Below are 12,597 nucleotides of genomic sequence, written 5' to 3' on the forward strand. Positions count from 1 at the left end.
CCATGCCGATCGACGAGACCATCGCCCAGTACAGCGATCTCGCCTTCAAATCGGCGATCGTCGTGTACGCGCTGGTGCTGGTGCTGCTGATCGTGCAGTACGCGGCGGCGCGGACACAAAGGGTCGTCGCGCGCGAACTGGTGACCGCTGGCGGCGGCGCGCAACGTCCCGCGGCGCCGGGGCGGGTCGAGACACCGCAGGCCAAGCCGTTCGCGGAACGCGCCGGCAATATGGCGTTCTCGGTGCTGTTCGTCGCCATCGCCCTGCACGTGACCTCGATCGTATTGCGCGGCTTCGCGACCCACCGCTTTCCGCTCGGCAATATGTACGAATTCGTCACCATGGCGACCGCCGCGGCGGCCGTCGTCGGCATGGTGTTCCTGCGCGAACAGCGCTACCGGTCGATGTGGGCATTCCTGCTCGTCCCGATCCTGATCCTGCTGTTCCTGGCGGGAACCGTGCTCTACGCCGATGCGGCACCCGTTGTGCCAGCGCTGAAGTCGTTCTGGCTGCCCGTCCACGTCACCATCGTCAGCATCGGCAGCGGTGTCTTCATGGTCTCCGGCATCGCCAGCCTGCTCTTCCTCTACCGCCTGCGTCAGCCCGAAGGCGCCGAATCCGCCAATATCCTCGGCACCATCGCCCGCCGCCTCCCCGACGCCCGCACCCTGGACCGCCTCGCCTACAAAACCACCATCATCGGCTTCCCCCTCTTCGGCGCGGGCGTAATCCTCGGCGCCATCTGGGCCGAAGCCGCCTGGGGCCGCTTCTGGGGCTGGGACCCGAAGGAGACCTGCTCCTTCATAGCCTGGGTCCTCTACGCCGCGTATTTGCACGCCCGCGCGACATCGGGGTGGCGCGACACCAAGGCCGCGTATATCAACGTCGCTGGTTTCGTAGCGATGCTGTTCAACCTTTTCATCATCAACATCGTGATCAGCGGGTTGCACTCGTACGCTGGGCTGAACTAGCAGGATCTACTCGAGGAATGCCGATTGTTCCGGTACTTCCGAACCGATAGTTTTCGGACTCGGTACGCAGCGAGTACGCAGTAGTTTCGAGCCGAGTTCGGAGTACGCCGGGCGGCGGCAAGCGGAAGGTCGCCGATCTCGGCAACAATTTTCTTGATGTGCCGGTTCGTGAGCAGCGCCGGGTTCTTTCGGTGTCGCGCATAACCTTTCCCCTGCCGCCACGCACGAGCCTGGAAGCATCCGCGGTGCGCGATTCCGGGGCCGACCGGCTCGGTGTGTGAAATCCGGGATGTGAGCCCGGAGTTCAATAGTCACGGATTTCCGGTACGTATGCGCAGACCCCAGAAGTCATGGCACCTGTAAATCCGGCTTTCCGCCGGTTTTGGGCCGAGTTAACGTGCTACGCGACAAGCAAATTCGATGACAGGATAGATCATGAAGAGAGCAGTTGTCGGTTGTGTGGCCGTGGTGGCGTTCGCCCTCGGGGGCGGTGCGGCAATGGGTTCCGCCGCGGCGTCGCCCGGCATTGCGCTGGAACCGGCCCCGGCGAACACCTCACAGACGGCGGCTGCCACGGCCGGTGGTACGGGATCGGCCACAGGATCTGCCGATGTCATGGTGAATGTGTTCAAACTGCTGGGAATCACCTCGATGTGCACCTTGTCCGCCAACTGGGTGGGGTGCAACGGGATGCCGTGGTGACTGCCGCGTAGTGGTCCGGCCCACCCGCGTAGATAAGCCGTGTGCGGGAGACCTCTTTCGGCGGGTGGGTTCGACAACCATTCACGCCAACGGCTCGGATCAGACCGAGTCTCACATCCATGCAATTTGTCCAGGGCGCGTCGTGATCGGTTGCGCCACCTGATTTTCGGCCCTGACCGACGAATTATCGTGCCGGGGAGGGCAACCGAGACTGCGAAGCGAGAGAGCGGGCTTGTTGGTTAAAGCCGGTGCACGCAGACTACGAATTGGCGTTGTTGGTAGACGATTCCGCGGTCGCTGGCGGAGCAGACGTTGACGTTTGTGGTGTTCTGCTTGACCTCGACTACGCGGACGCCGTTGGGGACGCCCTTGGTGGCGCAGTCGATGCGCTTGGGGTTGTCCTTGTTCGGGTCCATGCAGCCGCCGACTACCCAGTCGATGTCCAAGCAGAGGGCGGCGCGGTTGATGCCGCGCAGGGTGTCGTTGAGGGTGCGGTCGGCGTCACTGGGGCAGGCGGCGTTCTCGGCCGCCTTGTCGATGACCTTGTAGGTGGAACTCGCACCGCCACAGGCGGTCTTGCCGAGGGTGGGGCTGTCGCCGGTGCCGCCGATCTCCACACAGTCACCGACGTCCACCTTCAGGCCACCCGCGATCTTGTCGAAGGTGCTGCGGATGGCGGAGGTGGTCGGTGCCGCCTCGGAGGTGCCCAGCGGCAGCTCGGGGAACGACGGTTCCGTCGCGGTGGTCGGCGCGGCATCGTTCTGGGCCGCGGGCGAGGGACTGCTGGTGGTGGACTTGTCGTTGCCCAGCGACATTGCCGCCACCGCCACGACGGCCGCGGCCAGCGCGGTTACCGCTATGAAGACCGTCAAGGTGAGACCCGCACGGATACGTTGACGCGACACCTGTGACGTCCTCCAGGGCTGTTCGAACTCGCGCGCCGAGATACGAAGTTGAAAGTTGCAATGGTGAGAGATCACGTCATGCCTACACCATTCGACGCGGGCGCGTCGAGTTACCCATTTTTGAGGATAAAAAGGATACGTGTGTGAAATGATCATGGGTCGGTTGCTGGGGTAACAATCGAATAACGATGGCCGTCAGGGGTTTCCCAAATGCCGTGCGGGGCAACAAGCTACGTGGCGCTAGACGCGTCTATCGGCTACCGGGGCCGGTGCTTGTCAGAAGGAAACCTTGATGAAGTTCGGCATGCTCGCCGCCACTTTCTTGTCCGTCGCCGCCGTCGGAGTAGCCGCGGGAACCGCGCACGCGAAGCCCGCGGAAGTCGCCAAAGAGGTGTCGGCCTCCGGCGTCGAGCAGGGAATCGGTTACCACACCGCGCTTTCCGACACCAAGGACGAACGCAAGGAAACTCACCGAGTGGTGACCACCGCCGTCGATAGCGGCAAGTTCGAACTCACCGACAACGGCACCAAGGTCCTGCTGAAGTCCGACGCCGGCGACGTGGTCGCCGAAGTTCCGCTGACCTACCAGCTCTCCGGCACGAATGTGGCGGTCGACCAAGCCATCACCGATAACGGCCGAACCCTCGCTCTCACACCGAAGCTGACCGCCAAGAACATCGGCGAGATGCAGCCGGTCAGCTCCATGGCCCGGCTGACCGACGAAATCAACAAGAACATCGTCGGCGTCATCCTCGGCGGCGCCCTCGGCCTCATCATCGGCGCCATCGTCGGCGTCTTCTTCTTCAGCATCATCACCGGCCCCATCGGCGCCGTCGTAGGCGCCATCGCCGGCGGCTACATCATGGGCGGCCAATCCTTCATGGACGCCATGATGGCGGTCATCAACGGCGAGCCGTGATCGTCTGAGGGTTGTCGCATACCCAGTGGCTACCTCACACGGGCTCTACGTTGTGCGAGCTAGCCACTCCTTATGCGGGGCCTGAGGCGTCGCCGTCGGGGGCTGCGTTCGTCGGTGGTGCTTGTCCGGCGGTCGTTCGGCCAGCTATCCGGACGGCGCACACCTTAATAGACCGCGTGGTCAATATGGTTGCGCGGCCAAGGGATTCGCGCTGCTGGAGCCACCCGGCGAGTCGAGGGGCCGAGCGGTCAGCGCTCGGTGGGCCCGTCGCCATCACGATGCTGGCGCGAGATGCGCCAGAGGAATTCAGGGTCGTCGTCCGGCCCCACGATGCGTTTGCGTTGTGGTGAACGGGTGGGCCGAGCGCTCGGTCCGGACTTCTCGGGGCCGAACGCCTTCCAGCACAACACCGCGACTGCCACAACTGCGATGAGTGCCAACAGGTACGTCACGTCGCTCACCTCCTGCTAACGAGGGTAGTCCCGTGCGTACCCTTCGAACACTGCAGATGCGAAATTCACTCTGCAGGGTGGGTGCGGGCCCCTAGACGGGGGATCGCTACGGGCCCGCATCGGCCACGATCAGCGTGCGGTGGCCTCGGTGGTCAGCGACCTGAGCAGTTGGAGTACTTCGGACTCGCGGAACCGGCGGTGTCCACCCGGTGTGCGCAGAGACCCGAGGCGCCCGGCGTGGGCCCAGCGGGTGACGGTCTTCGGATCGACGTGGAACATGGCGGCCACTTGGCCCGGTGTCAGCAGGGTGTCCTGGCCGCCGACGGTGATCGCAGTCATAGCAAACCTCTCCGTTCTCGACAGTTCCCTCATCAGATGGCGCCATCGTTGCACTGTGACCCCTAGGTACTCGAACCACCTACAGTTGGTAAAGGGGAAGTAATAGACAAATGGGATACGGGCCCTACCTCGGCAAGAGGCGCGGGCCATAGCTTCGCATAGGCTGGACGACGTGAGTGACGCAACTCCACCGAAAGGTGACCCGAGACAGCAAACGGCTGGCACCGGCGCGCGGCTGGCCCGCAATCTGGTGCTGTACACGCTCGCCAGGCTGGGCTTGGTCGTCGTCATCACCGCCGCGATCATGGGTGTCGCCCAGCTCGTCTCGGTGGAGATCCCGCTGGTGGTCGCCGCCCTGTTCGCCTTGATCATCGCGATGCCGCTGTCGCTGACGGTGTTCAAGAGGCTGCGCGCGCGGGTCAACGAGGACATCGCGCTCGTCGACGCCAAGCGCCGTCAGGACAAGGCGCAGCTGCGCGCGCGGCTGCGCGGTGATGACGACTCGACCGGGGCGGCTTCGTGAAGTACTGCGACCGCAGTACTCCGCGCGGCTGGGTCGACAATGCCGTGCGCCTCATCGAGGCCGATACCCAGCGCAGCGCCGACACCCACCTGCTCCGGTACCCGTTGCCCGCGGCGTGGCGCGTGCAGCTGTATCTGAAGGATGAGTCGACCCACATCACCGGCAGTCTCAAGCACCGGCTGGCGCGGTCGCTGTTCCTGTACGCGATCTGCAATGGCTGGGTCACCGAGGGCACCACGGTGGTGGAGGCGTCCTCGGGTTCGACGGCGGTCAGCGAGGCATATTTCGCCAAACTGCTCGGCCTCGATTTCGTGGCGGTTATGCCGGCGAGCACCTCGCCGCAGAAGATCGAGTTGATCGAGGCCCAGGGCGGCCGTTGTCATTTCGTGCAGCGCCCGCCGGATATGTACACCGAGGCGGCCCGGCTGGCCGCCGAATGCGGTGGTCACTATATGGACCAGTTCACCCACGCCGAGCGCGCCACCGACTGGCGCGGCAATAACAACATCGCCGAATCCATCTTCGAGCAAATGGAATTGGAAACGCATCCGTTGCCGGACTGGATCGTGGTCGGCGCGGGCACCGGCGGTACCAGCGCCACCATCGGCCGCTACATCCGCTACCACCGCTTCCCGTCGAAGCTGGCCGTGGTCGATCCGGAGAACTCCGCGTTCTTCGGCGGCTACGAGACCGCCGACGCCGGATATGAGACCGGAATGCCTTCGCGCATCGAGGGAATCGGCCGCCCGCGGGTGGAGCCGTCCTTCATCGGCCAGGTGGTGGACCGGATGATCGAGGTCCCCGATGCGGCATCCATCGCGGCCGCGCGGCACGCGAGTCGGGTAATCGGCCGCCGGGTAGGCGGTTCCACCGGCACCAATCTGTGGGGCGCCTTCGCACTCATCGCCGAAATGCTCGGCGCCGGTCGTTCCGGCAGTGTGGTGACCCTGCTGTGCGACGGCGGAGATCGCTATGCCGGAACGTATTTCGACGACGCGTGGGTCGAGGCGCAGGGTATGAGCCTGGCCGAACCCGCGGCAGTCCTGGACAAGTTCACCGCGACCGGAATCTGGTCCGGCTAGTCGCCGCACGCAGTTCCGCAACCCCGCCATCCCGGCCGTAGCGCCGGGGCGGCGGGGTTTTCGCTTTCTCCGGTAGCTGACTCCGGCGGCGTCAATTTTTGTTGACAACCCCCGATGGCGTCAACCAAAATTGACGCCATGACTGAGGCAACCACACTGGCGGCCGCCGCGGGCAGCCCAGACCCCAGGGTCGGGCTGCGTGCGGTGCTCGCGCTGCGTCGGCTGCTCGAACGGCTGGAGGCGATCCAGGTGACCAATGCCCGCGAACAAGGGTGGTCATGGCAGGCGATCGCGGAGGCGCTCGAGGTCAGCAAGCAGGCGGTCCACCAGAAATACAACCGGAGAGGCGGGAACCGCTGATGTTCGAACGGTTCAGCAGGGCGGCGAAGATCGCGATCATCAGCGCCCAGGAAGACGCGCGCGAGCTGCGCTCACCCAGGATCGAGGTGGAGCATGTGCTGCTCGGCGTGTTGTCGCAGGGCGAGCCGGAGTTGAAGACGCTGCTCGAAGAGATGGGCGTCACGCATCGGGACGCACTGAAAACCCTTGGCCAACAACGTAAAGGTCAGCCGCTGGGGGAAGAGGACGCCGCGGCGCTGCGCTCGATCGGCATCGACCTGGACGCGGTGCGGGAGAGTCTGGAGGCGACCTTCGGTGCGGATGCGCTCGAGCGAGCGGTCCCCGAGGAGCGATCCAGATCCGCCTTCGGACGCGACCGGAACTGGGGTCATATCCCGTTCACCAAGGATGCGAAGAAGGTGGTGGAACTGGGACTGCGAGAAGCGCTGGCCCGCAAGGAGAAGACCATCGAATCCGGTCACCTGCTGCTCGGCATTCTGCGCGCGCCCAATGCGAACACCACCCGCATCCTCGGCGGCGCGAAGGCGATCGACGATCTCCGGCCGAAGGTGCACGCGCTGCTCGATTGTGCCGCGTGAGGGGCGGGTATGCGCATGCCACGGGATTTGTGTTTTGTGGCAGCACATGCCCGCCCTCCGGGCCTAGCATCGTGGCATGCAGCTTCTGATTCGGTTGATCATCAACGCGGTGGCCATCTGGCTGGCCGCCGCCTGGGTCGACAAGATCGAAATCCTCAGCCCAGCCGACAAGGGCAATGGCGCGAAAGTCATTGTCATCCTGGCCGTCGCCGTGGTCTTCACCGTGGTGAACGCCCTGGTCAAGCCGATCGTGAAACTTCTATCGCTACCGCTGGTCATCGTGACCCTCGGTCTGTTCCTGCTGGTGATCAACGCGCTCATGCTGTGGCTCACCGCGAAGATCACCGAGACCACCGACTACGGCCTGCGCGTCGACGGCTTCTGGGCCGCGCTCTGGGGCGGCGTCATCGTCGCGTTGGTCAACTGGATTCTCGGCGTCCTGGTACCGGACGGCGACGACTAGCAGCTGCGCGCCGCGTCAACCGCTCGTTCGATGGCGGAATGGGGCCGAGCGTGCATTCCCCGAGCGAACGAGGCGGAAATAGCCGGATTCGGCCGGAAAATGCGGGCTCGACCCCACCCGCGTCAACCTGGTGCGGCGCGTCGAAGTACCTAACCGACGATACCGAGCGCCAGTGCGGTAACCGCCGACCACACCAGCAGTGCCAGCCCCGAATCGCGCAGGGCCGGAATCAATTCCAACCCACCCTTACCGGAGCGCACCGGTGCGTTGGCACGCACCGCCAGCGGCACCGCGACCAGCCCGACCAGTGCCCACGGCGTGCGCACTACCAGCAAAAGCGTGGCGATGAACGGCACCGCGAGCAGCGCCAAGTGCAGGGTGCGGGTGCGCGGATCGCCGAGTTTGACCGCGAGGGTGACCTTCCCGGATTCGGTATCGGTCGGGATATCGCGCAGATTATTGGCGACCAGCACCCCACTGGAGAACGCCCCGACCCCGACCGCGAGCACCAGTCCCGCCCATTCGATGCGCTCGGCCTGCACGAATTCGGTGCCGAGCACGCCGATCAGACCGAAGAATACGAAGACCGCCAACTCGCCGAAACCGCTGTAGCCGTACGGCTTGCTGCCACCGGTGTAATACCAGGCCCCGGCCAGGCAGGCCGCCCCGACCAGCAGCAACCACCACGCCGTCGCGATGACGAGCACCAGTCCGAAGACCGCACCGATGGCCAGGCTGATGATCGCGGCATTCTTGACCGCGGCGGGGGAGGCGAGCTTCTGCCCGACCAGCCGCAGCGGGCCGACGCGCACGTCATCGGTGCCGCGGATACCGTCGGAGTAGTCGTTGGCGTAATTCACCCCGATGATCAGGGCAAGCGAAACCAGCAGCGCCAGAACGGCCTTCCACCACACCGCGCCATCGATCGAGGCGGCTGCGCCGGTTCCGGCCAGGACAGGGGCGATCGCGTTCGGCAGGGTGCGGGGCCGTGCGCCCTCGATCCATTGCGCTGCAGTAGCCATGTTCGCAGCCTAGTGCGCGGCGGCGGTGCAGTCTGCTCGGGCGGTTCGGTTGGCCTGCCCGGTTCAGTTGGACTCGGCGGCCGCCTTCAATCGGCCGAGGCCCTTCTCGAAGTCCTTGCCGATCATATTGTCGATCGGGAACACCTTTCCGATCACTCCCATCAGGCCCGAATGCTGCCCGGTCATGCGCCAGACCACCTCGGTGCCGCCTTCGACGGGGTTCAGCTCGAAGGTCGTTTTATTGGTGGCCTTGAAGGGCTTCTCGAAGGCGAGCCGGATACCGATCTCCCGGTCGTCGCTGGAGGTGATCTCCATGCTGCCGCGACCCGCCTTGCGGTTGCCGTCCCAGGCGTACTGGGCGCCGACTCCGGCGTCCGGGCCGGAGTACTTCCGCCGCAGCTGCGGATCGACATCCTCCCAGGGCGACCACTTGGTCCACTCGTGGAAGTTATCGATCAGCCCATGAATGCGCGCCGGGTCGGCCGTGATCACAGCCTGCCGAACGATTTCGAACTCAGCCATGGGCTCAGCCTAAGCGACGCACCCGCGCAGAACAGGGGGAAAAACCATGTCAGCCCAGCAGAGGACACTCGATTGCGGCACTCCCGGGGCCCTGCGTAGTCATGCTGCGCAACCGCCTCCGGGCCCGTCGCTCACGCCGCGGCTCGCATACGATAGCGACGGAATGTTTCCTGACCAGAGCGGCCCGATCGGCCGGAGTCGAACCCTCACGACGCCCGCAGGCGAATCGGTCGTAGTGGCCCTGCTGGGCGAAATCGCGCTACGCAGGGATGGTGCCCTCACGGCGCTGCCCGGGGCGCGCTCGCGGCTGCTGCTCGCGGCACTGGCCCTGCGCCCCGGTCGCAGCCGCAGCGCCCAGGCGCTGATCGATGAGGTCTGGGGTGAGCAGCCGCCGCGCGCACCGATGAACGCGCTGCACACCCAGGTGTCGCGGCTGCGGTCCGCGCTGCCGGACGCGGCGCTGGAGATCGGCCCGGCCGGGTACCGCCTCACCTTGACCGCGGATCAGGTCGATTTGACCTTGGCCGACGAACTGCTGCGCGCGGCCCGCGCCAGCCAGGCCGATGGCGATCACGCCGGTTGTCTGACCGTGGTCGCACAGGCCAGAGCGCTGTGGCGCGGTGAGCCGGGGGCCGACCTCCCCGCGGGCGAACTCGCCGAGGAACTGCGCGCCGCGGCGGCAAACCGGTTGTCCGAATTGGCGGCGATCGAGGTCGCGGCCCGGGTCGCGAGCGGCGATCTCGACGGCGCGGTGGCGATCACACGCCGAACTGTGGCCGCGAAGCCGCTCGACGAGGCCGCGCATGGCACCTTGATGCGGTTGCTGGCCGCGGCGGGGCGGCCGAACGAGGCCTTGGATGTTTTCGCATCGATGCGCGGGCGGCTGATCGAGGAACTCGGCGCGGATCCCGGTCCGGCGCTGGTGGAGTTGAATACCGCCATCCTGCGCGGTGATCCGGTGCCCGGATTCGCGCCGCGGACGGATCATGGTGGGGTCGTGCCGAATGCGACACCCGCTGTGAATTCGGTCACGACAGCTGATCCGACAGTATCGGTTGCGGTACGCGATTCGCCCGCACGAGATTCCGCTGCACGAGATTCCGCTGCGCGCGATTCGATCGCGCGGGATTCGACTGGACGAGTTTCGGATTCGGCCGCTGCCGCACCGCCGAGTGCCCTCTCCGCGATCGGCTTGCGCGCGGCCCCCAATGCCCTGCTCGGACGTGCCGAGGATCTGGACGCACTCGAGCAACTGCTGAACCGCTCCCGGGTGACGACTGTCCTGGGCCCTGGCGGCACCGGAAAGACCAGGGTGGCCAACGAATTGGGTGCCCGGATCGCGCGCAGCGAATCCGTGGTGCTCGTGGAGCTGGCCTCGGTGCGGGCCGATCCGGCCGCCGACGCCGATCCGCGTGCCGATATCGAGGCCGCGATCAGCACGACACTCGGCCTCGGCGAGATCGTGCGGGAGACGGCGTGGCGGCGCACCACCGGCTACAGCGATGCCGGTCGCCGCCTGCGCGACGCGCTCGCCGCCCGCCCGATGCTATTGATACTGGACAACTGTGAGCATCTGATCGATGCGGTGGCCGAGGTGGTCGCCGATCTGGTCGGCAGCTGTGACCAGCTCAGCGTGCTCACCACCAGCCGGGCGCCACTGGCGATCACCGCCGAAACGGTATATCCGCTGGCACCCTTGGCGATCGACGCGGCCGGATCGCCCGCCACCGAGCTGTTCAACGCCAGGGCGCGGGCCGTGCGGCCGACGGTGGGGCTGGATCCCGAAGTCGTTGCCCGATTGTGTCGCACGCTCGACGGCCTGCCGCTGGCCATCGAACTCGCGGCCGCGCGGGTGCGGACCATGAGCGTCGAGGAGATCGAAACCCGGCTCGAACATCGCTTCGCCTTGCTGCGCAGCGGAGATCGCTCGTCGCCGGAACGGCATCGCACCTTGTACGCGGTGATCGCGTGGAGTTGGAATCTGCTCGAAGAGCCGCAGCAGATCGCCCTGCGCAGACTGTGCCGCTTTCCGGCCGGGTTCACCCTCGACGCCGCCGAAGTGGTGGCCGGTGGGCCGGATGTCGACGACGTAGCCACGGCTGTCGACGGTTTGGTGAGCCAGTCACTGCTCACCGTCCTCGACGATGACGAAAGTCTCATCGGAACCCGCTACCGCATGCTGGAAACGGTCCGCGAATTCGGCGAGGAACAACTCGCGCGCACCGGATCCGATGCGGCGGCCGGCATTGCGGGCGCGATCGACGAGCGTCCCGTGGTCATGGATCGAATGTCGCGCTGGGCCCGTGATTATTCGATCTCGGCCGTGCAGCGCTATCTCTCCGACGCACAGGTGGCCACCGTGCTCTCGGTGGGCGCGGAGCTCGACAATCTGGTCACGGTACTGCGATATGCGCTGGAGCGCAGGGACGCCCGCACGGTGTACCGGGTCTTTCCGGTTGTGGGAACGCTGTGGGTCATGCGTGGCGCGCATATGGAGCTGAGCGGTTGGGCGAGCCGGATCATCACCCTGGCACCGGAACCCGGTCCGGTGCGCGGCACGGTCGCCGATCTGCAGATGCTCGCACACCTGCAGATCGGTATGCACATGGTGTACCTCGGCGGCGGCCTGCGTCAGGTGGCGACCACCCGGGCGCGGATCCGTCGATTGCTGAGTACCGCAATCGATCTCAATAGCGGAGCCCGCTTTCTCGGCGTCATGGGCTGCGGGGACGCTTCGGGTGCGAACGCGGCCAGGTTGTTCGCCGACGGCGCCCGATCGCCGGACCCCGTGGTCCGCGCCGCGGCGGTGTTCATGCGCGCGAATATCCGGGAAAACTCCGGCCATGTCTACGGCTCCACGCGGGACGCACGGGCCGCTTTGCGGCTGATCGAGGGCACTGATATCTGGGGCACGGCGATGGTCACCCAGCATCTGGGGCAGCTCGCCGGACAGACCGCGCACTACTCCGACGCGGTGGAGTACTACCGCCGGGCCGGGGATCTGCTGCGGGAGTTGCGCGCACACGAGGAAGCCATTGAAATACGCAGCTATCTCGCGGTATCGCTGATCGGCGCGGGCCGCCTCGCCGAGGCACGGCGGGAGTTGGGATTCGCGCTCGGCGCGCCGGACGGCGACCCGGCGCACGGGTCTTCGATCGACGATCCGCACATCCGGCGCAACCACCGATTGGCCCCTGTCGTGATCGGAATGGCGGAACTCGAACTGGCCGAGGGCGATATCGATGCCGGGCTGCGCCATTACCGTAGGGCGCTCGACCTGTACGGCTGGCCCGATGACGAACCGATGCCGGGGCCGGGCATCCTCATGACCGCGAGCGGGGCAGTGGACGCGCACGTGCTCTACGGACAGCCCGCCGAAGCCGAAGATATCGTCCGCACACTGATCCGCCTCGCGGCGGGTCGCCTCGGGCAGTTCTACGATCTGCCGCAGATCGGTGCGGTCGGCAACGCGGTCGGAACCTTTCATCTCGCGATCCGACCCGATTCGGAGATCGGCCTGGAGCTGGTGTCGGTGGCCAGCAAAGTGATGGCACGACAGGACAGTCCATCGGCCGAATTGCGGCGCCACATTGCGCTGCATCGAAAAACGCTGGGGGATGATCGCTTCGACGAAGCGCTGGAGCGTGCCGCGGGTCTGCGTCGACGGCAAGCGGCCGACCGAATTCTTGAACTGCTGCAGGAACTGCCCTGTGACAACGAAAGTCGCGGTGGGTGACTTGGCGTCTCCCACCGCGACTT

14 protein-coding genes are annotated in these 12,597 nt (G+C 65.9%); 9 read left to right on the top strand and 5 right to left on the bottom strand.

Translation table 11 applies throughout. The annotated features are described in order from the left end of the window. Positions 1–2 precede the first annotated feature (2 nt). Complete coding sequence (gene ccsB, locus ACQP0C_RS04795; RefSeq protein WP_433730922.1) at positions 3–971, top strand: c-type cytochrome biogenesis protein CcsB; 969 nt, start codon at positions 3–5, stop codon at positions 969–971. 435 nt (positions 972–1,406) lie between these two features. Continuing rightward, the gene (locus tag ACQP0C_RS04800; protein WP_433730924.1) at positions 1,407–1,673 is read left to right on the top strand and encodes a hypothetical protein; all 267 of its coding nucleotides are present in this window, start codon (positions 1,407–1,409) and stop codon (positions 1,671–1,673) included. A 239-nt stretch (positions 1,674–1,912) separates the two neighbouring features. Here the strand turns inward: ACQP0C_RS04800 and lppU are convergent, their stop codons facing one another. After that, on the bottom strand, positions 1,913–2,578 hold the full coding sequence (gene lppU / locus ACQP0C_RS04805) for an LppU family putative lipoprotein (RefSeq protein WP_433730926.1): 666 nt from the start codon (positions 2,576–2,578) through the stop codon (positions 1,913–1,915). A 292-nt stretch (positions 2,579–2,870) separates the two neighbouring features. On the opposite strand from lppU, the gene ACQP0C_RS04810 reads away from it, so the two are divergent. Continuing rightward, on the top strand, positions 2,871–3,497 hold the full coding sequence (locus ACQP0C_RS04810) for a DUF456 domain-containing protein (protein ID WP_433730928.1): 627 nt from the start codon (positions 2,871–2,873) through the stop codon (positions 3,495–3,497). A gap of 248 nt (positions 3,498–3,745) precedes the next feature. Here ACQP0C_RS04810 and ACQP0C_RS04815 read toward each other — a convergent pair whose 3' ends face one another. Further along, positions 3,746–3,949, bottom strand: coding sequence for a hypothetical protein (locus tag ACQP0C_RS04815; protein WP_433730930.1), 204 nt, complete (start codon positions 3,947–3,949; stop codon positions 3,746–3,748). Between the two features lie 129 nt (positions 3,950–4,078). After that, positions 4,079–4,288 carry a BldC family transcriptional regulator gene (locus ACQP0C_RS04820; protein ID WP_330250627.1) on the bottom strand — a complete coding sequence of 70 codons (210 nt, stop codon included), beginning with the start codon at positions 4,286–4,288 and terminating at the stop codon, positions 4,079–4,081. A gap of 172 nt (positions 4,289–4,460) precedes the next feature. On the opposite strand from ACQP0C_RS04820, the gene ACQP0C_RS04825 reads away from it, so the two are divergent. From ACQP0C_RS04825 to ACQP0C_RS04845, 5 genes are all read left to right on the top strand, one after another. Further along, positions 4,461–4,811, top strand: coding sequence for a DUF4229 domain-containing protein (locus tag ACQP0C_RS04825; protein WP_433730932.1), 351 nt, complete (start codon positions 4,461–4,463; stop codon positions 4,809–4,811). Next, on the top strand, positions 4,808–5,893 hold the full coding sequence (locus ACQP0C_RS04830; protein ID WP_433730934.1) for a PLP-dependent cysteine synthase family protein: 1,086 nt from the start codon (positions 4,808–4,810) through the stop codon (positions 5,891–5,893). Before ACQP0C_RS04825 ends, ACQP0C_RS04830 begins: the two co-directional genes overlap by 4 nt. A gap of 138 nt (positions 5,894–6,031) precedes the next feature. Further along, entirely contained in the window at positions 6,032–6,253 is a 222-nt protein-coding gene (locus ACQP0C_RS04835; RefSeq protein WP_354959891.1) for a helix-turn-helix domain-containing protein, read from the top strand. Then, positions 6,253–6,831, top strand: a complete 579-nt coding sequence (locus ACQP0C_RS04840) for a Clp protease N-terminal domain-containing protein (RefSeq protein ID WP_433730936.1) — start codon at positions 6,253–6,255, stop codon at positions 6,829–6,831. The genes ACQP0C_RS04835 and ACQP0C_RS04840 overlap by 1 nt, the downstream gene beginning before the upstream one ends. 76 nt (positions 6,832–6,907) lie before the next feature. Continuing rightward, positions 6,908–7,294, top strand: a complete 387-nt coding sequence (locus tag ACQP0C_RS04845; protein WP_433730938.1) for a phage holin family protein — start codon at positions 6,908–6,910, stop codon at positions 7,292–7,294. A 149-nt stretch (positions 7,295–7,443) separates the two neighbouring features. On the opposite strand, the gene ACQP0C_RS04850 is transcribed toward ACQP0C_RS04845, so the two are convergent. Beyond that, positions 7,444–8,316 (bottom strand): 1,4-dihydroxy-2-naphthoate polyprenyltransferase, encoded by an 873-nt coding sequence (locus ACQP0C_RS04850; RefSeq protein ID WP_433730940.1) that lies wholly within the window; start codon positions 8,314–8,316, stop codon positions 7,444–7,446. A 63-nt stretch (positions 8,317–8,379) separates the two neighbouring features. Further along, a complete protein-coding gene (locus tag ACQP0C_RS04855) occupies positions 8,380–8,838 on the bottom strand; it encodes an SRPBCC family protein (RefSeq protein WP_433730942.1) in 459 nt (152 codons plus the stop codon). A 163-nt stretch (positions 8,839–9,001) separates the two neighbouring features. On the opposite strand from ACQP0C_RS04855, the gene ACQP0C_RS04860 reads away from it, so the two are divergent. Continuing rightward, positions 9,002–12,574 (top strand): AfsR/SARP family transcriptional regulator, encoded by a 3,573-nt coding sequence (locus tag ACQP0C_RS04860; protein WP_433730944.1) that lies wholly within the window; start codon positions 9,002–9,004, stop codon positions 12,572–12,574. Positions 12,575–12,597 lie beyond the last annotated feature (23 nt).

This window comes from Nocardia sp. CA-129566 (genome assembly GCF_050956075.1).
Classification (GTDB): Bacteria; Actinomycetota; Actinomycetes; order Mycobacteriales; family Mycobacteriaceae; genus Nocardia.